Annotated in this window: 18 protein-coding genes and 3 pseudogenes; 7 read left to right on the top strand and 14 right to left on the bottom strand. The window is 71.5% G+C overall.

Going from position 1 to position 21,188, the window contains the following annotated elements; translation table 11 throughout:
- Positions 1-100 precede the first annotated feature (100 nt).
- Both AQJ91_RS43395 and AQJ91_RS43390 read left to right on the top strand, forming a co-directional pair.
- Positions 101-727 (top strand): TetR/AcrR family transcriptional regulator, encoded by a 627-nt coding sequence (locus tag AQJ91_RS43395; protein WP_067034127.1) that lies wholly within the window; start codon positions 101-103, stop codon positions 725-727.
- A gap of 17 nt (positions 728-744) precedes the next feature.
- The gene (locus AQJ91_RS43390; RefSeq protein ID WP_067034123.1) at positions 745-2,418 is read left to right on the top strand and encodes an FAD-binding dehydrogenase; all 1,674 of its coding nucleotides are present in this window, start codon (positions 745-747) and stop codon (positions 2,416-2,418) included.
- Positions 2,419-2,440: 22 nt separating this feature from the next.
- On the opposite strand, the gene AQJ91_RS43385 is transcribed toward AQJ91_RS43390, so the two are convergent.
- Entirely contained in the window at positions 2,441-2,782 is a 342-nt protein-coding gene (locus tag AQJ91_RS43385; RefSeq protein ID WP_067034121.1) for a DUF488 domain-containing protein, read from the bottom strand.
- Between the two features lie 286 nt (positions 2,783-3,068).
- Between AQJ91_RS43385 and AQJ91_RS43380 the strand changes: the two genes are divergently transcribed.
- Positions 3,069-3,809, top strand: coding sequence for a hypothetical protein (locus AQJ91_RS43380; RefSeq protein ID WP_067034269.1), 741 nt, complete (start codon positions 3,069-3,071; stop codon positions 3,807-3,809).
- 79 nt (positions 3,810-3,888) lie between these two features.
- On the opposite strand, the pseudogene AQJ91_RS56895 reads toward AQJ91_RS43380, so the two are convergent.
- Both AQJ91_RS56895 and AQJ91_RS43370 read right to left on the bottom strand, forming a co-directional pair.
- Positions 3,889-4,032 (bottom strand): annotated as a pseudogene (locus AQJ91_RS56895) (GNAT family N-acetyltransferase); the annotation flags it as partial.
- Positions 4,033-4,097: 65 nt separating this feature from the next.
- Positions 4,098-4,997, bottom strand: coding sequence for a LysR family transcriptional regulator ArgP (locus AQJ91_RS43370; protein ID WP_067034115.1), 900 nt, complete (start codon positions 4,995-4,997; stop codon positions 4,098-4,100).
- 66 nt (positions 4,998-5,063) lie between these two features.
- Between AQJ91_RS43370 and AQJ91_RS43365 the strand changes: the two genes are divergently transcribed.
- Positions 5,064-5,678 (top strand): LysE/ArgO family amino acid transporter, encoded by a 615-nt coding sequence (locus AQJ91_RS43365; protein WP_067034112.1) that lies wholly within the window; start codon positions 5,064-5,066, stop codon positions 5,676-5,678.
- Between the two features lie 193 nt (positions 5,679-5,871).
- On the opposite strand, the gene katG is transcribed toward AQJ91_RS43365, so the two are convergent.
- The 7 genes and pseudogenes from katG to AQJ91_RS43330 form a co-directional block, all read right to left on the bottom strand.
- Positions 5,872-8,064, bottom strand: a complete 2,193-nt coding sequence (katG, locus tag AQJ91_RS43360; RefSeq protein WP_067034109.1) for a catalase/peroxidase HPI — start codon at positions 8,062-8,064, stop codon at positions 5,872-5,874.
- Between the two features lie 35 nt (positions 8,065-8,099).
- Positions 8,100-8,522, bottom strand: a complete 423-nt coding sequence (locus AQJ91_RS43355) for a Fur family transcriptional regulator (RefSeq protein WP_067034106.1) — start codon at positions 8,520-8,522, stop codon at positions 8,100-8,102.
- Between the two features lie 109 nt (positions 8,523-8,631).
- Positions 8,632-9,087, bottom strand: coding sequence for a cyclic nucleotide-binding domain-containing protein (locus AQJ91_RS43350; protein ID WP_067034104.1), 456 nt, complete (start codon positions 9,085-9,087; stop codon positions 8,632-8,634).
- A 334-nt stretch (positions 9,088-9,421) separates the two neighbouring features.
- A pseudogene (locus AQJ91_RS43345) lies at positions 9,422-9,989 on the bottom strand (ornithine decarboxylase); the annotation flags it as partial.
- 15 nt (positions 9,990-10,004) lie between these two features.
- Complete coding sequence (locus AQJ91_RS43340) at positions 10,005-10,226, bottom strand: hypothetical protein (protein ID WP_067034101.1); 222 nt, start codon at positions 10,224-10,226, stop codon at positions 10,005-10,007.
- Positions 10,227-10,642: 416 nt separating this feature from the next.
- Positions 10,643-12,045, bottom strand: a pseudogene (locus tag AQJ91_RS43335) (FUSC family protein); the annotation flags it as partial.
- A 62-nt stretch (positions 12,046-12,107) separates the two neighbouring features.
- Positions 12,108-13,481, bottom strand: coding sequence for an NAD(P)/FAD-dependent oxidoreductase (locus AQJ91_RS43330; RefSeq protein WP_067034266.1), 1,374 nt, complete (start codon positions 13,479-13,481; stop codon positions 12,108-12,110).
- Between the two features lie 313 nt (positions 13,482-13,794).
- Between AQJ91_RS43330 and AQJ91_RS43325 the strand changes: the two genes are divergently transcribed.
- Together AQJ91_RS43325 and AQJ91_RS43320 are read left to right on the top strand one after the other, a co-directional pair.
- On the top strand, positions 13,795-14,397 hold the full coding sequence (locus AQJ91_RS43325) for a hypothetical protein (protein WP_067034098.1): 603 nt from the start codon (positions 13,795-13,797) through the stop codon (positions 14,395-14,397).
- Between the two features lie 20 nt (positions 14,398-14,417).
- The gene (locus tag AQJ91_RS43320) at positions 14,418-14,960 is read left to right on the top strand and encodes a fibronectin type III domain-containing protein (RefSeq protein WP_234383395.1); all 543 of its coding nucleotides are present in this window, start codon (positions 14,418-14,420) and stop codon (positions 14,958-14,960) included.
- A gap of 1 nt (position 14,961) precedes the next feature.
- On the opposite strand, the gene AQJ91_RS43315 is transcribed toward AQJ91_RS43320, so the two are convergent.
- Positions 14,962-16,869: an AMP-dependent synthetase/ligase gene (locus tag AQJ91_RS43315; RefSeq protein ID WP_067034095.1), complete on the bottom strand. Its 1,908-nt coding sequence runs from the start codon at positions 16,867-16,869 to the stop codon at positions 14,962-14,964.
- A gap of 152 nt (positions 16,870-17,021) precedes the next feature.
- Between AQJ91_RS43315 and AQJ91_RS43310 the strand changes: the two genes are divergently transcribed.
- Positions 17,022-17,255 (top strand): DUF6480 family protein, encoded by a 234-nt coding sequence (locus AQJ91_RS43310; protein ID WP_067034092.1) that lies wholly within the window; start codon positions 17,022-17,024, stop codon positions 17,253-17,255.
- A gap of 9 nt (positions 17,256-17,264) precedes the next feature.
- On the opposite strand, the gene glgB is transcribed toward AQJ91_RS43310, so the two are convergent.
- The 3 genes from glgB to AQJ91_RS43295 form a co-directional block, all read right to left on the bottom strand.
- Complete coding sequence (glgB, locus tag AQJ91_RS43305; protein ID WP_067034089.1) at positions 17,265-19,475, bottom strand: 1,4-alpha-glucan branching enzyme; 2,211 nt, start codon at positions 19,473-19,475, stop codon at positions 17,265-17,267.
- A 3-nt stretch (positions 19,476-19,478) separates the two neighbouring features.
- Positions 19,479-20,846 carry a maltokinase N-terminal cap-like domain-containing protein gene (locus AQJ91_RS43300; RefSeq protein WP_067034086.1) on the bottom strand — a complete coding sequence of 456 codons (1,368 nt, stop codon included), beginning with the start codon at positions 20,844-20,846 and terminating at the stop codon, positions 19,479-19,481.
- Between the two features lie 29 nt (positions 20,847-20,875).
- The coding region (locus AQJ91_RS43295; RefSeq protein WP_199848178.1) for an alpha-glucosidase C-terminal domain-containing protein at positions 20,876-21,188 on the bottom strand (313 nt) is incomplete at its 5' end.

Below are 21,188 nucleotides of genomic sequence, written 5' to 3'. Positions count from 1 at the left end.
CCATGTGAACAAACTTCGCATTGTCTGAACCGTGCCACGCGCAGGCCTTTGGATACATTCATGTATCGGATACATTCGTGTATCGAACGGAGGTCCGGACATGGCGGTGGAGGAGAAGACCAGGCGCGTGACCAAGCGCCGTGTCCGTACGCGCGCCAACCTCTTGGACGCCGCCTTCGACGTCTTCGCAGCCAAGGGCTTCGGCCGGGTCTCGATCGAGGAGGTCTGCGAGGCGGCCGGCTACAGCAGGGGCGCCTTCTACTCCAACTTCGGCAGCCTGGACGAGCTGTTCTTCGCCCTCTACCGGCAGCGCGCCGACCTGATCGCCGAGCAGGTGTCCGGGGCGCTCGCGCTCGGCGGGCCGGATCTCGACGTGCCCGCCGCCGTCGACCGGGTCACCGAGGTGCTGCTCCTGGACCGGGACTGGCTGCTGGTGAAGACCGACTTCCTGGTGCACGCCGCCCGCGCCCCGGACGTGGCGCAGACCCTGCTGGAACACCGGACGCGGCTGCGGCGGGCCGTCGCCGAGCGCCTCGCCCGGGCCCGGGGACACACCGAACTGCCCGCCGTACTGGGCGACATCGACGGCGCAGCCCACGCCGTGGTCGCCGCCTACGACGGGGTCACCACCCAACTGCTGCTGGACAAGGACGTCGAGCACGCTCGCGCCTGGCTGGGGCAACTGCTCACCGCGCTGCTGACCGACGGCAGCCACCACCCCGCATGAGAAAGGGAACGGACGCCATGGACGCGGACGTCATCGTCGTCGGAGCCGGCCTCGCCGGCCTGGTCGCGGCACACGAACTCACCAGCCAGGGCCGCAGGGTCGCCCTGGTGGACCAGGAGAACGCCGCCAACCTCGGCGGACAGGCGTTCTGGTCCTTCGGCGGGCTGTTCCTCGTCGACTCCCCGGAGCAGCGGCGCCTCGGCATCAAGGACTCCTTCGACCTGGCCTGGAACGACTGGCAGGGCAGCGCCCAGTTCGACCGGGTGGACGACGAGGACTCCTGGGCAGTGCGCTGGGCGCGCGCCTACGTCGAGTTCGCGGCGGGGGAGAAACGGGCCTGGCTGGACGGGCACGGCATCAAGTTCCTGCCCACCGTCGGCTGGGCCGAGCGCGGCGACCTGCGCGCCCACGGCCACGGCAACTCCGTGCCCCGCTTCCACATCGCCTGGGGCACCGGCACCGGCGTCGTCGCGCCGTTCGTCGGTTACGCCAAGCAGGCCGCCCGCGACGGGCTGCTGACCTTCTACCACCGGCACCAGGTCGACGAGCTGGTCCTCGAGGAAGGCGCTGTGCGCGGGGTACGCGGCACGGTCCTGGCCGAGGACAACTCCGCGCGTGGTGTCGCCTCCAGCCGCGACGGCATCGGCGAGTTCGAACTCACCGCCCAGGCCGTCGTCGTCACCACCGGCGGCATCGGCGCCAACCACGACATCGTGCGCCGCTACTGGCCCGAACGGCTCGGCACCCCGCCCACCGAGATGGTCACAGGCGTCCCCGCCTACGTCGACGGCCGCATGCTCGACATCAGCGCCGACGCGGGCGTACGACTCGTCAACCGCGACCGCATGTGGCACTACACCGAGGGCATCCAGAACTGGGACCCGATCTGGCCCGGCCACGGCATCCGCATCCTGCCCGGACCGTCCTCGATGTGGTTCGACGCCCTCGGCCGCCGCCTGCCCGAACCGTGCCTGCCCGGCTACGACACCCTCAGCACCCTCAAGCACCTGCGCACCGACGCGGACATCGCGGGCCACGACCACTCCTGGTTCATCCTCACCCAGAAGATCATCGAGAAGGAGTTCGCGCTGTCGGGCTCCGAGCAGAACCCCGACATCACCGCCAAGGACCGCGCCGGGTTCCTGAAGGAGCGGGTGCTCGGCAAGGGCGCACCGGGACCGGTCGACGCCTTCCTGCGTAAGGGCGCAGACTTCGTGACCGCCCCCAACCTGGAGCAACTGGTCGAGAAGATGAACCAGTTGACCGACAAGCCGCTCCTCGACGCGGACACGATCCGCCGCCAGATCGAGGCCCGCGACCTCCAGATGGCCAACCCGTACAGCAAGGACGCCCAGGTGCAGGGCATCCGCAACGCCCGCCGCTACATCGGCGACCGTCTCGGCCGCGTCGCCACCCCGCACCGCATCCTCGACCCGGCCGCCGGCCCCCTGATCGGCGTCAAGCTGCACGTCCTGACCCGTAAGACGCTGGGCGGGATCCAGACCGACCTGGACTCCCGAGCCCTGGGCGCCGACGGCACGCCGATCGACGGGTTGTACGCGGCCGGCGAGGTCGCCGGCTTCGGCGGTGGCGGTGTCCACGGCTACAACGCCCTGGAGGGCACCTTCCTCGGCGGCTGCCTCTTCTCCGGCCGGGCGGCGGGCCGGGCCGCGGCCAAGCAGACCGGCTGACGGTGTCTCACGGCCCGTCTCCTCACTCCTGGAGGAGGCGGGCCAGCACCGTGGCGTGGCTCCGCTCGGGCGACTTGGACGCGGTCAGCAGCGTCATGTCGCCCAGCGCCCTCAGCCGCTCCAGGAGTTCGGCCGCCTCCGGCGCGGCCAGCTCCGCCTCGTAGCGGCGCGCGAACTCCTCGTACGACCTCTCCCCCGCGTGGTACCAGCGGCGCAGCTCGGTCGACGGGGTGAGCGCCTTGGGCCACTCGTCCACCCGCGCCGCCTCCTTGGACAGGCCGCGCGGCCACAGCCGGTCGACCAGGACGCGCACGCCGTCCTCCGGCTCGGGAGGTTCGTAGACGCGGCGGACGCGAATGCTCACGATCGTGCCTTTCTGGGGTGAAGGTGCTGCCCGGAGCGTAGTGCCGCGGCCGCTGCCGACACGGGAAGACAGCCCGTCAGACGCACCACCGTCCTCCGCCGGGAAGCCGTGACCGCGCCCCTCGGTGGGCTACGCCGCGATGCTCACCGCAGGACTCGTCTGCATCGCCGGCCGGCTCGTCGCGCTCACCCTGCTGCGTCGCGCGGCCCCGTTCCGGTGCCCCGGGGGAGCCCAACGGGCCGTGGATCCTGACGAGTTCCTCACATGTGCCGGTCAGGGTCGAGGCATGATCACGCCCAGATCTCGTGCCGTCCTGCTGGCCGCCTCCCTGCTGCTCACCGGCTGCGGTGGCGGCGCCGTGGCGACGCCGGGCCATCCGTCCGGCGTCGCCACGGCCACGACGAGCACGCCCGCGCCCTCGATCTCGCTGGAGGTCGCGCCGCAGCAGCTGCCCGGCCTGGGGCCCAGGACGTGGGCCAAGGTGCCCCCTGGCACCCGGCAGGCCGTCGTCGTGACCGGTCGCGGCAAGAACTCCCCGCAGGCCACGGTCGTCCTGTACGAACGCACCGACGCCGGCTGGAAGGCCGGCGCGAGCCGGCCCGCGCACAACGCGCTGCGCGGCTGGACCGATCACCACCGCGTCGGCGACCTGCGCTCGCCCGTCGGCGTCTACGCCCTCACCGACGCCGGCGGCCGGCTCAGCGACCCCGGCACCCGCCTCCCGTACCACCACGGCCCCGGGTTCACCGCGACCGGCACAGGCTTCGAGGGCGAGTCGCTGGCCGGCTCCTTCGACTATGTGATCGCCATCAACTACAACCGGAAGCCCGGTACTTCACCCCTGGACTGGACGCGCCCCCTGGGTGCGGGCCGCGGCGGCGGCATATGGCTCCACGTCGACCACGACGGCCCCACCCAAGGCTGCGTCAGCATCGCCAAGGAGCACATGAAGGAGCTGCTCCTGGCCCTGGACCCCGACCGCCACCCCGTCGTCGTCATGGGCGACGCGGGCTCCCTGGCGCGCTGAACCCCTTAGGATCCGCCGCGTGTGCGCACATGTGCTGGTCGCCGAGGACGACGAGATGCAGGCCGAACTCATCCGCCGCCAAGCCGTTCACGTCGGCAACGGCCTTGCCTTTCTCGGCTTCCGTCCGCAGATGGTAGGCCGCCAGCAACGCGGCGAGCCCGTCCTCGGCAGAAGGGTTCTGGCCCGGCCACCGGACTATGGCAACCTCGCGTTGATCAGTCACCACGCCAGCATCACATGACACTCAGGCGCCGCACGAACGCCTTGGACGGGTCTGCGACACATGCCTCAGCCGCGGAGCGCCTCGGCGGCCGTGGCCGCCACGGCCTCGGCCACCGTCGCCAGTGCGGGCGAGTCCAGCTTCCACTGCTGCCAGTACAGCGGGACATCGACGGTCCGGTCCGGCGCGAGCGGCACGAGACGGCCCGCGCTCAGCAGCGGATCGGCCTGCACCTCGGGGACCAGTCCCCAGCCCAGGCCGGCGACGACGGCCGCCACGAACCCCTCCGAGGTGGGCACGAAGTGCCGTACCGCACTCGCCCCGCCCCGCCCGCGCCGCACCCTGCGCACGAACGCGTCCTGCAGTTCGTCACGCCGGTCGAAGGCCACCACCGGCGCCACCGCGAGCGCTTCCCGCAGCGGCCCGTCGAGATGCCGCCCGGCGAACTCCGGGCTCGCCGCCGCGAGATACCGCATCCGGCCCAGGGGGCGGACCGAACACCCCGAGACGGCATCGGGCGACGAGGTCACCGCGGCCATCACCAGGCCCTCCCGCAGCAGCGCCGCCGTATGCGCCTCGTCCTCGCGGCGCAGCTCGAAGCTGAGCGGCGGCTCCTCCGGTACGCGGGTGAGCGCCCCCAGGAACCACGTCGCCAGGGAGTCGGCGTTCACCGCGACCGACACCCGGGTCGGTTCCCGCGCGCCGCTCATCCCCAGCTCGGCACGCGCGTCCCGCTCCAGCCGGGCCAGCTGGCGGGCGAACCGCACCACGACCTCGCCCGACTCGGTCGGCCGCACCGGCTTCGTCCGCACCAGCAGCACCCGCCCCGTGCGCTGCTCCAGTGCCTTGACCCGCTGGCTCACCGCCGACGGCGTCACATGCAGGGCGGCCGCGGCCGCGTCGAACGTGCCCTCGTCGACCACCGCGAGCAAAGTCCGTACGTGGTCGAGCGGAAGGTCAGTCATCATGATTGCTAATGATACGTAAGAATCTTTAGCTGTACGTGGAGTGATCGCTTCCCTAGCGTCGATGCCATGCCCAGCACCCTGACCACCGCGGCCGCCGGATTCGGCACCGGCCTCTCCCTGATCGTCGCCATCGGCGCCCAGAACGCCTTCGTCCTGCGCCAGGGGATCCGCCGCGACGCGGTCCTCCCCGTCGTCGGCATCTGCGCCCTGTCCGACGCCGTCCTCATCGCCCTCGGCGTCGGCGGTGTGGGCGCCGTGGTGGTGGCCTGGCCGGGGGCGCTCACCGCGGTCGGCTGGATCGGCGGCGCCTTCCTGCTCTGCTACGGCGCCCTCGCCGCCCGCCGGGTGATCAAGCCCGTCGGCGCCCTGCTGACGGACGGTGAGACGGCCGGCTCACGGCGGCGGGCGGTGCTCACCTGCCTGGCGATGACCTGGCTCAACCCGCACGTCTACCTCGACACCGTCTTCCTGCTCGGCACCATCGCCGCCGACCGCGGCCCGCTGCGCTGGATGTTCGGACTCGGCGCCGTACTCGCCAGCCTCGTCTGGTTCGCCGTCCTCGGCTTCGGCGCCCGGCTGCTGAGCCCCTACCTCGCCCGGCCCGCGGCATGGCGTGTCCTGGACGGACTGGTCGCCGCGACGATGATCGTCCTCGGCGTCACGCTCATCGCCGGAACCTGAGCTTGCGGATCACGAACACTCCGTCAGGGCTGCGACACTGAACCCTGGTTCGAAAGATGTAACGAGCAGCCAGGATGCCCTCGCGGTGCCGGCGCTGCGCCGCTACCGCGTCTGACCTGGTCCGTGGAAACGCAAACGTCCGGGCCGGCCCGCGTGGGCCGGCCCGGACGTCCTGATCATCAGGCCGTGATCATCAGACGAGATCGAAGCGGTCCAGGTCCATGACCTTGGCCCACGCCGCGACGAAGTCCGTCACGAACTTGCCCTTCGCGTCATCGCTCGCGTAGACCTCGGCCACCGCGCGCAGCTCGGAGTTCGAGCCGAAGACGAGGTCGGCACGCGTGCCCGTCCACTTGACCTCGCCGGTGTCCGCGTCGCGGCCCTCGAACGTGGTCTGGTCCTCGGACGTCGACTTCCACGTCGTGCCCAGGTCGAGCAGGTTGACGAAGAAGTCGTTCGTCAGGGTGCCCGGCGTCTCGGTGAGGACGCCGTGCGACGACTGGGCGTGGTTGGCGCCCAGGACGCGCAGACCACCGACGAGGACCGTCAGCTCGGGGGCGCTCAGCGTCAGCAGGTTCGCCCGGTCGAGCAGCAGGTACTCGGCCGGCAGACGGTTGCCCTTGCCCTGGTAGTTGCGGAAACCGTCGGCGGTGGGCTCCAGCGCGGCGAACGACTCCGCGTCGGTGTGCTCCTCCGTCGCGTCGACCCGGCCCGGGGTGAAGGGCACCTCGACGTCGTGGCCGGCGTCCTTCGCGGCCTTCTCCACGGCCGCCGCACCGCCGAGCACGATCAGGTCGGCCAGGGACACCTCCTTGGCGCCGGAGTTGAACTCCGCCTGGATGCCCTCGAGGGTGCGCAGGACCGTCGCGAGCTGGTCGGGGTCGTTGGCCTCCCAGCCGCGCTGCGGCTCCAGCCGGATGCGGGCACCGTTGGCGCCGCCGCGCTTGTCGCTGCCGCGGTACGTCGACGCCGACGCCCACGCGGTGGAGACCAGCTGCGAGACGGTCAGACCCGAGTCGAGGAGCTTGGCCTTGAGGGCCGCGACGTCCTCGGCACCGATGACCTCGCCCCCGGCCTGCGGCAGCGGGTCCTGCCACAGCAGCGTCTCCGCCGGGACCTCGGTGCCGAGGTACAGCGACTTCGGGCCCATGTCACGGTGGGTCAGCTTGTACCAGGCGCGGGCGAAGGCGTCCGCGAACTGGTCGGGGTTCTCGTAGAAGCGACGCGCGATCGGCTCGTAGATCGGGTCGAAGCGCAGCGACAGGTCGGTGGTGAGCATCGTCGGAAGCTTCTTCTTCGACGGGTCGTGCGCGTCGGGGATGATCGCCTCGGCGTTCTTCGCCACCCACTGGTTCGCACCGGCCGGGCTCTGGGTGAGCTCGTACTCGTACTCGAAGAGGTTCTTGAAGAACCCGTTGCTCCACTGGGTCGGCGTGGCGGTCCAGGTGACCTCGAGGCCGGACGTGATGGCGTCGCCGCCCTTGCCGGTGCCGTAGGTACTCTTCCAGCCCAGGCCCTGCTCCTCCATGGAGGCGGCCTCGGGGTCGGCGCCGACGTTGTCCGCCGGGCCGGCGCCGTGGGTCTTGCCGAAGGTGTGACCGCCCGCGATCAGGGCGACCGTCTCCTCGTCGTTCATCGCCATCCGGCGGAACGTCTCACGGATGTCGCGGGCCGCGGCGATCGGGTCCGGGTTGCCGTTGGGGCCCTCCGGGTTGACGTAGATGAGGCCCATCTGGACGGCGCCGAGCGGGTTCTCCAGCTCACGGTCGCCGGTGTAGCGCTGGTCGTCGAGCCAGGTGGTCTCGGGGCCCCAGTAGACGTCCTCCTCCGGCTCCCAGACGTCCTCGCGCCCGCCGCCGAAGCCGAAGGTCTCGAAGCCCATCTGCTCCAGGGCGACGTTGCCGGTGAGGATCATGAGGTCGGCCCAGGAGATGCTCTGGCCGTACTTCTTCTTGACCGGCCACAGCAGACGGCGGGCCTTGTCGAGGTTGCCGTTGTCCGGCCAGCTGTTCAGCGGGGCGAAGCGCTGCTGGCCGGCGCCGGCGCCGCCGCGGCCGTCGCTGATGCGGTAGGTGCCGGCGCTGTGCCAGGCCATCCGGATCATCAGCGGGCCGTAGTTGCCGAAGTCGGCGGGCCACCAGTCCTGCGAGGTGGTCAGCACCTCGGCGATGTCACGTTTCACGGCCGCGAGGTCGAGGGACTTGAAGGCCTCGGCGTAGTCGAACTCCTCACCGAGCGGGTTCGCCACGGCGGGGTTCTTGGCAAGGATCTTCAGGTTGAGCCGCTCCGGCCACCACTGACGGTTTCCGCCGCCCTGCGTCGGGTGCGCGGCGCGGTCGTGCGCGACCGGGCACTTCGCTTCCGCGCTGTCGTGGTTCTCAGTCATTGGGGGAATCCTTCCGAACGGGGTGGATCACATACTCAGGAACAGGCGGGGCACAGGCCCCAGTAGATGACCTCGGCCTCGTCGATCGAGAAGCCGCGGTCGTCGGCCGCGGTCAGACACGGGGTATGGCCGACCGCGCAGTCGACGTCGGCGACGACACCGCACGACCGGCACACGAGGTGGTGGTGGTTGTCCCCGACACGGCCCTCGTACAGGGCCGGGCTGCCGGGGGGTTCGATACGGCGTATGAGTCCCGCCGCGGTCAGCGCGTGGAGCGCCTCGTACACGGCTTGGAGGGAGATGTGGCCCACGCGCTCGCGCACCTCGGAGGCGATCGCCTCCACGCCGAGGTGGTCACCGTCGCGGACGGACTGGAGCATCGCGACGCGGGCGGCCGTCACCCGCAGGCCGGCACCGCGCAGTTCCTCGGCGGCGGTCGGGGGCTGGGGCGCTGTCATGGCACCCAACCTACCCCCAGAAACACGAAAGGTTCAAGAAAACGAAAGGTGCAAGTTTGATGGCGCGCAGCGCAACGCCTGTCACAGGGGGAAACGCCCCTGACGTGTACTAGAGGACGCCGCGCCGGTGCGTCGAGTACTGCTCCATGAGCTTGCCCCGGGTCATCTCCAGCCGGTGCGCGAGGATCTCGGCGACGATCCGCACCAGTGAGAGACCGAGCTGCGGATCCTCCTCGCACAGCTTCAGCACGGCCGCCGCCTCGAACTCGTAGGCGCGGACGGGGCTGAAGGCCTCCGCGCCGAAGTCCCACTGGTACGGCGGGAACAGCCACGACCAGCCGAGCAGATCGCCCGCGCCGAGGCTGGCCACGGTCACCCGCTGCAGGGACGTCACGCGCTGGTCGAGGGAGACGGCGCCGGAGCGGACGACCCAGAAGCGGTCGGCCGTGCCGCCAGCCTCGAAGATCCGGGTGTCCTCCGGGAAGGAGACCTCCCGGGCGATGGACATCAGGCGCTCTCGCTGGGGCGGGGGAAGGGCGGTCAGCAGCTTTATCGCTTTGGTCATGGCACGGGGCTCCTCGTCGACGCTTCGGTCTCCGGTGCTTTCCCTGTGTCCATTTGAGCCGCTGCCGCCGCCGTGAGCACCTCGGCGTGCGGGGCCGGATGGCGAGGGCATGGAAAAGCCCTGGCTGGACGGGGGAGACCAGCCAGGGCAGTAAGAGGGTGGTGCGCGGAGGACCGATGCGGTCGACTCCGTGTTCCACGTATGAGTGAACCGTAAACCATCTCGGGGATTTCGCGAAACCATAACCGGGGTACGTGACCGGTTTCACTCGGAGCCCGTTTTCGCCCCCCCTGACCGTGTCCAGCCGCGGGTCGCTCGCGTCGGGGAGGTTCACCTGTTCCGGCCCGCTGCCCATCTTGTGGATGCTCGTCACACAGATGTCGGCGACGGCGTCCATCGCAGGCGATCGCCCGCAGGTCCGCGCCACCGCCATACGGCGTCGGGCTGGTGACCAGCGCGCCCTTCGCGTCGGGACAGGCGGCGAAGGTCTCCTCGAACGCCTCGGCCGACGGGGATGGGCGAGATGCCGTTCGGTGCCTACTGGGGCTCGCCCCAGACCGGTTCGATGCCCGACAGGATGAGCCCCGACACGACGGACTTGTGGGCGTCCCGTCCGATCAGCAGCTTCTCGTGCGGGCCCGCGACGGCCGGCGTCGCGGCCTTGAGGACAGGGAGCTGCCGCACGTGGTGAAGAACGTGTGCTCGGCGTGCACGGCGTCGGCCATCAGCTCCTCGGCGCGCTCCAGGACGCGGCCGCGGGCGAGCCGGTCGTCGAGACCGCCCGACGCCGGCACGTCACCGAGGAACACCGCGTCACCCGGCACCTCCCGCGCCGCGGGATCGGCGCCGCGGGCCTGCTTGTGCCCGGGCGGCGTGAACGACAGTCGTCCCCGGAGGCGGATTGGCCGGGACCGGGGTCAGCGTGGTGCGGGGTGCTTGCCCGGGGTCAGGATCTCGTCCAGCACCGTGAGCACGGCCTCGTAGGCCATCGTCCGTACGGCTGCGTCGCGGGCCCCGTCCGGGTCGGCCGGCCGCAGGTCGTCGCTCCGTGCCCGCCAGGTCCGTTCCTCCCGCAGCGCACAGGCCCGCGCGCGCTGGATGCGCCGCAGCAGTTCGTCTGAGTCCACGACATCGGTCATGGCATCCGCGTACCCACATGTCCGCCCAGTACCGGGGTCCGCCGCGTGTGGGGCGGAGATGGACCTGAGGACCGTGGCACGGCCCGACCGGATCGGAGCCGGACGGGCGGCGACCGGTTCCACGACGGCGGGAGGGGGTCGAGTGACGCGCGGTCCCGGGACGTCACGGCCAGAGTGCTGGACGTGCCCGCCGGACGGTGGATCGTGGGCACGGCCGACGCGCCGCGAGTGTCACTGAAGCTGAGCGAGTTGTCCCCGCCGGTGCGGCGGCTGGTGGACGTCACCGGCGCAGGGTCTGACCCGGGCGCCGGCGGACCTCACCCCCGCGCCGCCGTGACCGGAACGTGCAGTGGCCGGGCCAGGCCGGTCACACCCTCGTCCAGGCGCTGCAGATGCCGCAGCACGCGGTCGGTGAAGCCCGCCACGACACCGAACACGGTGCCCAGCAGCCGGCGGTAGCCCTTGACGAGGATCTCGCCCGTGGAGGAGGTGTTGAGGAACACGATCCAGCAGGTCAGCACCGGCCAGTACCAGCGGTGGCTGGACAGCAGCTCACCGCCCAGAATGGCCAGCGACGACCCCACGGACACCTGCACGGCCGCCCGCGTCGTGGGCCGCCGCAGCCCGGTCTCCTCCTCGGCCGGCTCCTCGCCGGCGTCGATGGCGACGTCCTCGGCGTCCAGCTCCTCGCGCGAGCGGGCCGTGGCCGGGCTGTCGTCCGACTCGTCCCGGGCGCCCCCGAGGGCGATGCGCAGACCGAGGACCGCCCGGGCGGCCTCGCCGATCCCGCGGAAGACGTCCTGTACGGCGGGCGGCGCCTCGGGCAGGTTCTCCTCGTCGCGGTAGCCGAGGAGCCGGTTGCGGACAAGGGACAGCGCGGTGCCGCCGTCCGCGGACACGGGGCGCAGCACGAGCAGGCGCAGCGCATCGAGGTCGCGGCGCAGTGCGGCCGTCGTCTCGTCCCGCACGGCAGCCGGCCGCCGGAGGGCACGGGTGCGCCCGGCAGGTGCAGGGTGAGCGCGTCCGCCCGTTCGGTGCTGCGCGCGGTCAGCAGCAACAGGCCGAGCCGCTCCGCAGCGATCTCGGCGTCCGCGACCCGCCGCTGCACAAGCCGGGCCACGCTCTCGTCGGAGGTCCCCTCCTCCAGCCGGCCCTGGATCAGCAACGCCGTCTCGTGCAGGCGCGCGGTGCCCTCGCGTAGGTGGGTGAGGGCCCGGTCGGCCTCGTCCGGGCCGGCGCCGAGCAGTTCGAGCTGCGCCGTCACCAGCTGGGCCAGCCGGGCGCGGAAGGCGTCCCGCAGCCGGTCGAGGAGCCCCGCCGGTGTCTCCGGCACGATCGCGAACCGCACCACCGCGCTGCACACGAACGCGACGGCGATCGCACCGCACAGCCCGGGCAGGCCGGACACGGTGGCGCCGACGAACAGGGACACGAAGTAGACCTGGAAGCCGACCAGCCCGAGCGCGGTGCCGCGGTCGCCGAACCGGCGGCCGTAGACCGCGCAGAAGATGAGCACGACGAAGAAGACGTCACCGGCCACGACCCGGGAGCGCAGCAGCGCCCCCAGCGACACGGCGGCCAGCGCCACCGGCAGCCCCAGGGCGAGCGTGACGGCCTGAGCACCGCGCTGCTGCTCCCGGATGGCGAAGGTGGCGACCATCGCCGCCATCGCCCCCGCCACCAGATGGGTCACATCGGCCCGCAGCAGCGCCAGCACGGCGATCGCGAGGGCGATCGCGAGGGCGATCGCGCCCACCGTCCGCAACCCGGCGGCCAGCCGCAGCAGTTCGGGATCGGGCGCGGCGACGCGATCACGCAGCCGCGCCCGGCCTGCCCCTCCCACTGCTCCCACACATCACCCCGAGGCCCGCGGGACAGCCCTCACTGCGCCTTCCCGCCGGTGCCCTCCACCCGCTCCCGCAGCTGCTCCGGCGTCAGATACGCGTCGCTGAACTCGAAGTCCTTCAGCTTGGTGGGCCGCCGGGCCTGGAAGCCGGTGCGCACGAAGTCGTCGCCGGCGACGGCGTTGAGCATCCAGTTCGTGAAGACGCGGGTCTTGGCGACGTTGGTGCGCAGCGCCGACCAGTGGTAGCCGCGGGCCACGACCAGTGCGGGCAGGCCCTTCAGCTCGACGCCGAGCGGCTTGGAGACCGCGTCGCGGCCGCCGAGGTCGACGACCAGACCGAGGTCCTTGTGCTCGTACGGCCGCATCGACTGACCGCGCAGGTTCGCGATGACGTTGTCGGCGACCCGCTTGGCCTGGCGCATCGCGTGCTGGGCGGTGGGCGGGCAGATCGCGCCCTCCTCGTCCTTGGCCCGGTCGGGCACCGCGGCGGCGTCGCCGAGCGCGAACACACCGTCCCGGCGGGGCAGGCACATCTCCGCGGTGACCGCCAGCCGGCCGCGCACCGTCTCGGCGCCGAGCGTGCCGATGAGCGGGCTGGCGACGACCCCGGCGGTCCAGATCAGTGTGTGGGTGGGGATGACCCGGCCGTCGGTGAAGGTGACCTCGTCGGGCCCGGCCTTCGCGATGGACACGCCCAGCGAGATGTCGATGCCGCGCCGGCGCAGGATCTCCTGGGCGTCGCGGCCCAGCTTGTCGCCCAGCTCGGGCATCAGCTTCGGCGCGATGTCGATCAGGTGCCAGCGGATCAGCCGCGGGTCGAGGCGCGGATAGCGTTTGGCCGCGTTGTGGGTCAGCTGCTGGAGGCAGGCGGCGGTCTCGGTGCCCGCGTAGCCGCCGCCGACCACCACGAACTGCAGCCGCGCCGCCCGTTCGTCCGGGTCGTCGCTGGCGTCGGCGAGGTCCAGCTGTGAGATGACGTGGTCGCGGATGTAGGCGGCCTCCGCGAGGGTCTTCATGCCGTACGCGTGGTCCGTCAGCCCCGGGATGTCGAAGGTGCGGGTGATGCTGCCGGGGGCCAGCACGATGTAGTCGTACGGCTCGTTGACGATCTCGTCGGTGATGGTGCGGATGACGCACACCTTGGCTGCGAGGTCCACACCGATGGCGCCGCCCGGGATGATCCGGGTGCGGTACTTGCGGCTGCGGCGCAGGGACAGGGCGATCGACTGCGGCGTCAGCACACCGGAGGCGACCTGGGGCAGCAGCGGCAGGTAGAGCTGGTAGGAGGACGGCGTCACCAGGGTGATCTCGGCCTCGTCGGTGGAGAGTTTGCGCTCCAGGCGGCGAACGCACCCCACACCGGCGAAGCCTGCGCCAACCACCAGGATCCTGGGTCGTGTCACGGTGATCTTCCTTCCTGCGGCTCCAGGCGGTTCTGCCTTGACGTCGTTCGCCTGCCCCTGGATCGCTGCTTCGCATCCCATCGATCCCACCGCGCCCACGGCCGTTCCGCCAGCCGGGTGCGGCAGGCAGCTGAACCCGTCGATGGCCACCCTGCCCGACCTGGCGTGAAAGCACACCGGTTCGGGAGTGAAAGACGTGTACGCGCAAGGTCTTGACGGGCTATTGGTCTGGACCTAGCGTCCGAGACGCTCGTGCGAATACTGAGTCGCCGTTCACTCACGTGAACGGTAGTCACCCCCCACACCCTCAGGAGGCAGGATGCTCGCGCGCCTGCGGACGCTCACCGTCACCACGGCGCTGTGCGTCACGTCGCTGCTCGCCGCCCCGCACGCCTTCGCCGAAGTCGAGCCCGGCGGCTGGCAGTCGGTCTCACCCGGCCACACCGTGCAGGAACGCGGCTGCGGTCAGGCCGACGGCCTGACCTTCCGGCTCACCTGCGCCACCGCGAGCGGCGACCAACGGGCTGAACGCCGCTACGCCACCTACACCGGCGGAACCCGCCAGTTCGAGGGCTACTTCCGCATCACCAGCCTCAGCGGCACCCGCATCAGCCTGAAGCAGACCTTCAACGAATCCGCCGCCGGCCCCTACTTCATGCTCGCCGTGGAACGCGGCGGCAGGCTCTACGCCGTCCATGGCGGCACCACCCTCTCCAACGCCGGGACCGTCGGCGCGACCGTCCGCGTCAACACCGTCCACCAGGTCGGCGCCGAGCACCGCACCTACATCAACGGCTCGCTCAAGCACACCTACGCGAGCCCCGGCGGCAGCTTCTACGACAAGCTCGGCGCCTACCGAACCAACAGCGGCACCGGGCCGGCCACCGTGGAATGGAGCGGCATCCGCTTCTGGCGCAAGTAAGCGGCCGCCGGATGCGGAGGATGACCTACCTGGCAGCGTCGGCGGTGATCGCGCTGGCGCTGCCGGCCTGCTCGGCCGAGCAGGAACAGCCACTGGCAGGCGCCCTCGCGACGCCCACCGACATCGACCTCGACTGGCGGGACACCAGGCCCGGAGTCGCGGGCCACGTCCTGGAGTTCGCGACGGAGGAGGCCGGTCCCTACACCGTCCTGCGGTACCTGGCCCCGCAGGTGACGCACTACCGCCACCCCGACCTCGTGCCGCACACGACCTTCCACTACCGGCTGCGGGCCTACCGCGGCCCCGTGTCCCGCCCCCTCCAGACAGGCTTGCCGGACGGCATCAGCTTCACCTGGACCGACCGCTCCGCCGACGAGGACGGTTTCCTCCTGGAGATCCGCAGACGGAACAGCGACAGGTACGACCCCGTCGCCGTCCTCGCCCCGAACACCACCACGACCGACCTCGTCACCCTGCCCGACGAGCAGCACGCCTCGTACCGGATCCGCGCCTTCGTCCTCGGCGAGCGGTCCAACACCGTGCGGCTGACCACGGGGGAGTAGCTCAGCGGAACACGTTGTCCGCGTCGTCCCACTGCGCCAACTCGTCCGGCCCGCTCTGCCGCGGCAGGCGCGAGCGCGCCTGGTACATCGCGTCGATCTCCAGCGCGTAGTGCCGCACGATCGCGTCCCGGCGCAGCTTCATCGACGGTGTCAGCAGCCCGTTGGTCACGTCGAACGGCTCCGCCAGCACCCGGAACACCCGGATGGACTCCGCCCGCGACACCACGCTGTTGGCCGCCGCCACGGCCCGCCCGACCTCCTCCCGCAGCGCGTTCTCCTCGCGCGCCTGCCGGCTCCGCTCGTCGCTCTGCACCGACAGGGACCCGCGCCAGTACGCCAGGAAGTCCGGATCCAGCGTGATCAGGGCGCCCACGCAGGGCCGGTTGTCGCCCACGACGACCGCCTGCTGGATCAGGGGATGCATCCGCAGCCGCTCCTCCAGGGCGGCCGGGGAGACGCTCTTGCCGCTGCTCGTCTTGATGACGTCCTTCTTGCGGCCGGTGATCGTCAGATAGCCGTGGGAGTCCAGCCGGCCGAGGTCCCCGGTGGCCAGCCAGCCGCCGCGCAGCGCGGCCCGCGTCCTGGCCTCGTCGTGGACGTAGCCCTGGAACACCGCCGGCCCCCGCACCAGGATCTCCCCGTCGTCGGCCACCCGGATGTCCGTGCCCGGCAGCGCCTGCCCGACCGTCCCCGACATCTCCCGCCCCTCCGGCTGCGCGGTGACGCCGCCGCAGGTCTCGGTGAGCCCGTAGCCGTCGTTCACGTAGAGGCCGATCCCCTCGTAGAAGAGGGAGAGTTCACGGTTCAGGGGCGAGCCGCCGGACGTCGCCCGGACCACCCGGCCGCCGAGCGCGGCGCGCAGCTTGCGGTACACCGTCCGCTCGAACAAGGCGTGCTGCAGCCGCAGATCGAAACCGGGACCGGGCCCGCCGCCCAGCCGGTGCCGTTCCAGGGCGGCGGCGAAGTCCCGCGCGGTGTCGGCGGCCCGCTCGAACAGCGCGCCGCGGCCCGCCTGCTGGGCGGTGCGCAGGAAGTTCTTGTAGATCTTCTCGAAGACCGACGGCACGGCACAGAAGTACGTGGGCCGGAAGGACCGCAGCGCCGACGACAGCGCCGCCTCGTTCAGATCGGGTTCGTGGCCCATCAGCATGCCGCCGCGGATGCACAGGCCCTGCACCATGAGGCCGTACACATGGGAGAACGGCAGGAAGGCGAGTACCGAGGGCTGCCCTCCTCCCGGGGGCACCACCGTGTGGCCCCAGCCCGCCAGCAGGGTGTCGCACGGGCTCGCCACCCCGCGGTGGCTCAGCGCACACCCGATCGGATGCCCCGTCGTGCCGGAGGTGTACGCGATGACCGCGGTGGAGTCCGGCAGCACGATCCGGCGCAGCGACTCGACCGTGGCGAGCGGGATGAACTCGCCCCGCCCCACCAGCTGCTCCAGCGCCCCCGCGTCCAGCTGCCAGACATGCCGCAGCCGCGGCAGTGCCCCGCACACCGAGCCGACCGTCATGACCGCCTGTTCGTCCTCCACCACGACGCCCACACAGTCGGCGTCCCGCAGGATCCACTCGACCTGGTCGCGCGACGACGTCGGGTAGATCGGCACGACCTCGGCGCCCACCGCCCACAGCGCGTAGCAGAGGACCGTCCACTCGTACCGGGTGCGGGCCATGACGGCCACCCGGTGGCCCGGCGAGATCCCTGACGCGACCAGCCCTTTCGCGAGATCCACCACCTGGTCCCGCACCTCTACGGCGGTCACCTCCTCCCAGCTGTCGGAGGCGGCGTCGGGGCGGCGCGCCAGCATCGGCCGGGTGGGGTCGAGGGCCGCCGTCTCGAAGAGGCTGTCGGCGAGCCCGCCGGTGAGGGGCGGCGCCACGGGGGGAGCGAGGGCCGAGTCGCGCATGCGCTGCTCCTGTTGTGTACCGGGTGTGACTCCACCGATGAGTTCTGTTATCGGCGGTGCTCGAATCTAGCCCAGGTGGGAGCGGACGGTACCGGGAACCGACAAGAAGACCTGCTTTGGTGCTCCCGGCGCTTTCGGGGAACCCGGATGGCATGACTGGCACGAATCCCGATCCGGAACCCGAACGCACCACCGGCCTGGAACCCGGAGGCGCGGTACCCCCGGGCGAGACCCCGCCCGCGGAGAGCAGCATGCCCGGCGCGGGCCCGCGGGAGACCCGCAACCCTCCCAAGGGCTGGGCCAAGGCACCCCTGACAGCGATCCTCGTCCTCGCCGTGGTGGTCGCGGCCTTCTTCCTGGTGTACGCCCTGGTCCTCATCCTCTGAGACGGGACCTCACACGGGGAGCGGCGTCAGCCACACCGTGGCGAGGGGAGGGAGGGTAAGCTCGATCCGCCCGTCCTCCGGCTTGATCGGATCGGGGTTGATGACGTCGCCGCCGCCGTAGCACGCCGCGTCGGTGTTGAGGGTCTCGCACCAGGCGACGGCGTCGGCGGGGACGCCCAGGCAGTAGTCGTGGCGGACCACGGGGGAGAAGTTGGAGACCGCGAGCAGTGGCGTGCCGTCGGCGGCGAAGCGCAGGAAGGCGAACACGTTGTCGTCGGCGGCGTCCCCGACGACCCACCGGAAGCCGCCCGGGTCGGTGTCCCGCTGCCACAGGGCGGGGGCCGCACGGTAGGCGGTGTTGAGGTCACGGACGAGGTCCTGCATCCCGCGGTGGTCGCCCGCCGCGCAGTACGCCGGGTCCAGCAGCCACCATTCGGGCCCCTGGGACTCGGACCACTCGGCGCCCTGCGCGAACTCCTGGCCCATGAAGAGGAGTTGCTTGCCCGGGTGGGCCCACATGAAGCCGAGGTAGGCGCGGTGGTTGGCGCGTCGCTGCCACCAGTCGCCGGGCATCTTCGACACCAGCGCCTGCTTGCCGTGCACGACCTCGTCGTGGGAGATGGGGAGCACGTAGTTCTCGCTGTACGCGTACACCATCGAGAAGGTCATCTCGTTGTGGTGGTACTTGCGGTGGATCGGCTCGTGCTGGATGTAACCGAGCGAGTCGTGCATCCAGCCCATGTTCCACTTCAGACCGAACCCGAGTCCGCCGCTGTCGGTGGGCCGGGTCACCCCGTCCCACGCCGTGGACTCCTCCGCGATCGTCACGACGCCCGGCACGCGCCGGTACACCGTGGCGTTGACCTCCCGCAGGAAGTCCGCCGCGTCCAGGTCTTCGCGCCCGCCGAACACATTGGGCGCCCACTGGCCGGAGTCGCGCGAGTAGTCGAGGTAGAGCATCGAGGCGACGGCGTCGACACGCAGCCCGTCGATGTGGAACTCCTCGCACCAGTAGACGGCGTTGGCGACCAGGAAGTTGCGCACCTCGATGCGCCCGAAGTCGAACTCGAACGTGCCCCAGTCCGGATGCTCGGCCCGCCGGGTGTCTCCGGGTTCGTACAGCGGATCCCCGTCGAACCGGGCCAACGCCCAGTCGTCCTTGGGGAAATGGGCGGGCACCCAGTCCATGATCACGCCGAGGCCGGCCCGGTGCAGGGCGTCGACCAGGTACCTGAAGTCGTCGGGGGTGCCGAGCCGCGAGGTCGGGGCGTAGAAGCCGGTCACCTGGTAGCCCCAGGAGCCGCCGAAGGGATGCTCCGAGACCGGCATCAGCTCGACGTGCGTGAAGCCGAGTTGCCTGACGTACGCCGGGAGCTGCTCGGCAAGCTGACGATACGTCAGTCCAGGCCGCCAGGACGCCAGATGGACCTCGTACACCGAGAACGGCGCCTGGTGCACGGGAACGTCACCGCGCCGCGTCAGCCACTCCGCGTCACCCCACTCGTAGTGCGAGGACGTCACGACGGACGCCGTCGCGGGCGGCACCTCCGTGGCGCGGGCCATCGGGTCGGCCTTCAGGAAGCGGTGGCCGTACCGGGACGTGATCTCGAACTTGTACCGCGCGCCCTCACCGATACCGGGGAGGAACAGCTCCCACACCCCGGCCGCCCCGAGCGACCGCATGGGGAACGCCGTCCCGTCCCAGCAGGTGAAGTCCCCGGCGACCCGGACACCCTGGGCGTTCGGCGCCCACACGGTGAAGCGGGTGCCGGCCACGCCCTGGTGGGTCATCGGCTCGGCGCCGAGCGCCTTCCAGAGCTGCTCGTGCCGGCCCTCGCGGATGAGGTGCAGGTCGAGCTCACCGAGGGCCGGGAGGAAGCGGTACGGGTCGTGGACCTCGTGCTCCCCGTCGTCGTACGACACCAGCAGCGTGTAGGCGTCGGGGATGGCGTCCAGTGGCAGTACGCCGGAGAAGAGACCGTCCTCCTCCGAGGTGAGCGCTCTGCGCTGCCCGTCGATCACGACGCTCACCGCACGGGCGAACGGGCGCAGCGCCCGGAAGGCGATGCCGTCCGGGACCGGGTGGGCGCCGAGCAGCGCGTGCGGGTCGTGGTGGGCGCCCGACAGCAGGCGTCCGCGGTCGGCGGGGTCCAGGGGAGGTGCGGTGCCGTACCGTCCCGGTCCGGACGGCTCGGGGAGGGAAGTGTCGTGCAGGGCCATCAGTCAGGCTCCTCTCACGGCGAGACGCTCGATCGCCGCCATCGGTACGGGAAGCCAGTCGGGTCGGTGCCGGGCCTCGTACAGCACTTCGTACACGGCGCGGTCCGTCTCGTAGGCACGTAGCAGACCGTGTTTCTTGCGCGGGTCCCAGCCGGCACGGGCGGCATAGCCCGCGCAGTAGGCCTCCCGGCAGCGGCGCGCCCACTCCGGGCGCCAGGGGCGGCGCTGCCGGGCCGCGTAGTCGAAGGAGCGCAGCATGCCGGCGATGTCCCGCACCGGGGACTGGGCACCGCGCCGCTCGGCGAGCGGGCGGGACGGTTCGCCCTCGAAGTCGATGACGAACCACTCGCGCCCGGCCCGCAGCACCTGGCCGAGGTGCAGGTCGCCGTGGATGCGCTGGGCGGCCGGTCCGGGATCGCAGGCGGCGAGCGCGCCGAAGGCGGTGCGCAGGCCGGCGACATAGGGCCGGAGCGCCGGTACGCAGTGCGCGGCGGAGTCCAGGCGCTCGGTCATCGCCGCCGCCGTACGGCCGTTCTCGGCGCGGGCCCGGGAGGGGAACGCCGACGCCAGCGCGAGGTGCACCTCCGCTGTCGCCTGCCCCAGTTCGTGGGCCGCCGCCGTGAAGTCGTCGCCGGAGGCGAGCGCGTTCAGGGCCAGGGTCCAGCCGTCGGACGCGTCCGGCAGGAAGGGCTGGAGCACGCCGAGTGTGGCCTCCTGCGGATGCGCCGTCCGGAACCAGGCCACGGGCGCCGGAACCCGGCGGCAGCCCTGCCCGGCCAGCGCACCCGGCACCTCCAGGTCCGGATTCACACCGGGCTGGATGCGCCGGAACACCTTGAGGATGAACGCGTCGCCGTACACCAGCGAGGAGTTGGACTGCTCGGCGTCCAGCACCCGCGGCGCGAGCCCCGCCGGCACCGGCACGGACGGGTCGGCCTCGAAACGCAGGGGGCCCGAGGTGCCCGGATGCCGGAGCCGTTCCAGGAGCAGCTGCGCCGACCGGGGGTCCTGCAACGCGTCGTAGACCGTCAGACCGGCCAGCGGCCCCTGCTCCGCGCGGCCGATGAGGGCCCGGCCGAGACGCGGGGACAGGTGCTGGCGTATGCCGAGCAGGAGCTGGTAGCAGTCGCCGGCCGGGGGAGCGGAAGCGCCACCGGGCGCGGGCATCCCCGTGTGATCGGCGTGGATCAGCAGATGCAGACAGCCCGGGAACAGCTCGGTCATGGACAGCAGGGCGAGGTCCGTGACGGGCCGGTCCTTGCCCGCGAACCAGCGTTGCCGCGGCAACCACTCGCGCAGCAGCCCGGCCAGCGAGGCCATGGGGTCGGCGACGACCGTACGGGTCGGTCTGAGGGATGCGGACTTCTGCATGGTGGACGCGTCCTTTCGCCGGCACACGCTCAAAGTCGTCGGCCGATGCGGGATGCGACTCGGGAGAGCCGGAACCAGTAGAAGCCGTGGCCTGCGAGGGTGAGCAGATAGGGCAGTTCACCGATGGCCGGGAAGCGGACCCCGCCGATGAGTTCGACGGGATGGCGCCCGTCGTATTCACGCAGGTCGAGCTCGGTGGGCTGGGCGAAGCGGGAGAAGTTGTTGACGCACAGGACCAGGTCGTCCGCGTTTCCCTCTGTCGAGGGGGCCTCGCGGAGGAAGGCGAGTACGGCCGGGTTGGAGGACTGGAGTTCCGTGTAGGAGCCGAGCCCGAAGGCGGGG

It is taken from the genome of Streptomyces dysideae (assembly GCF_001514305.1).
Lineage (GTDB): Bacteria > Actinomycetota > Actinomycetes > Streptomycetales > Streptomycetaceae > Streptomyces > Streptomyces dysideae.
The sequence above is the reverse complement of the archived record's forward strand: the minus strand, read 5'-3'. Positions and strand labels throughout refer to the sequence as shown.

Excerpts from the sequence above, each read along its gene's own strand:
- AQJ91_RS43320 (WP_234383395.1), top strand. The coding sequence starts at position 14,418 with ATGACCTACCTGGCAGCGTCGGCGGTGATCGCGCTGGCGCTGCCGGCC.
- AQJ91_RS43310 (WP_067034092.1), top strand. The coding sequence starts at position 17,022 with ATGACTGGCACGAATCCCGATCCGGAACCCGAACGCACCACCGGCCTG.
- AQJ91_RS43380 (WP_067034269.1), top strand. The coding sequence starts at position 3,069 with ATGATCACGCCCAGATCTCGTGCCGTCCTGCTGGCCGCCTCCCTGCTG.
- AQJ91_RS43355 (WP_067034106.1), bottom strand. The coding sequence starts at position 8,522 with ATGACAGCGCCCCAGCCCCCGACCGCCGCCGAGGAACTGCGCGGTGCC.
- AQJ91_RS43370 (WP_067034115.1), bottom strand. The coding sequence starts at position 4,997 with ATGATGACTGACCTTCCGCTCGACCACGTACGGACTTTGCTCGCGGTG.
- AQJ91_RS43325 (WP_067034098.1), top strand. The coding sequence starts at position 13,795 with ATGCTCGCGCGCCTGCGGACGCTCACCGTCACCACGGCGCTGTGCGTC.
- AQJ91_RS43365 (WP_067034112.1), top strand. The coding sequence starts at position 5,064 with ATGCCCAGCACCCTGACCACCGCGGCCGCCGGATTCGGCACCGGCCTC.
- AQJ91_RS43395 (WP_067034127.1), top strand. The coding sequence starts at position 101 with ATGGCGGTGGAGGAGAAGACCAGGCGCGTGACCAAGCGCCGTGTCCGT.
- glgB (WP_067034089.1), bottom strand. The coding sequence starts at position 19,475 with ATGGCCCTGCACGACACTTCCCTCCCCGAGCCGTCCGGACCGGGACGG.
- AQJ91_RS43315 (WP_067034095.1), bottom strand. The coding sequence starts at position 16,869 with ATGCGCGACTCGGCCCTCGCTCCCCCCGTGGCGCCGCCCCTCACCGGC.
- AQJ91_RS43350 (WP_067034104.1), bottom strand. The coding sequence starts at position 9,087 with ATGACCAAAGCGATAAAGCTGCTGACCGCCCTTCCCCCGCCCCAGCGA.
- AQJ91_RS43340 (WP_067034101.1), bottom strand. The coding sequence starts at position 10,226 with ATGACCGATGTCGTGGACTCAGACGAACTGCTGCGGCGCATCCAGCGC.
- AQJ91_RS43390 (WP_067034123.1), top strand. The coding sequence starts at position 745 with ATGGACGCGGACGTCATCGTCGTCGGAGCCGGCCTCGCCGGCCTGGTC.
- AQJ91_RS43300 (WP_067034086.1), bottom strand. The coding sequence starts at position 20,846 with ATGCAGAAGTCCGCATCCCTCAGACCGACCCGTACGGTCGTCGCCGAC.
- katG (WP_067034109.1), bottom strand. The coding sequence starts at position 8,064 with ATGACTGAGAACCACGACAGCGCGGAAGCGAAGTGCCCGGTCGCGCAC.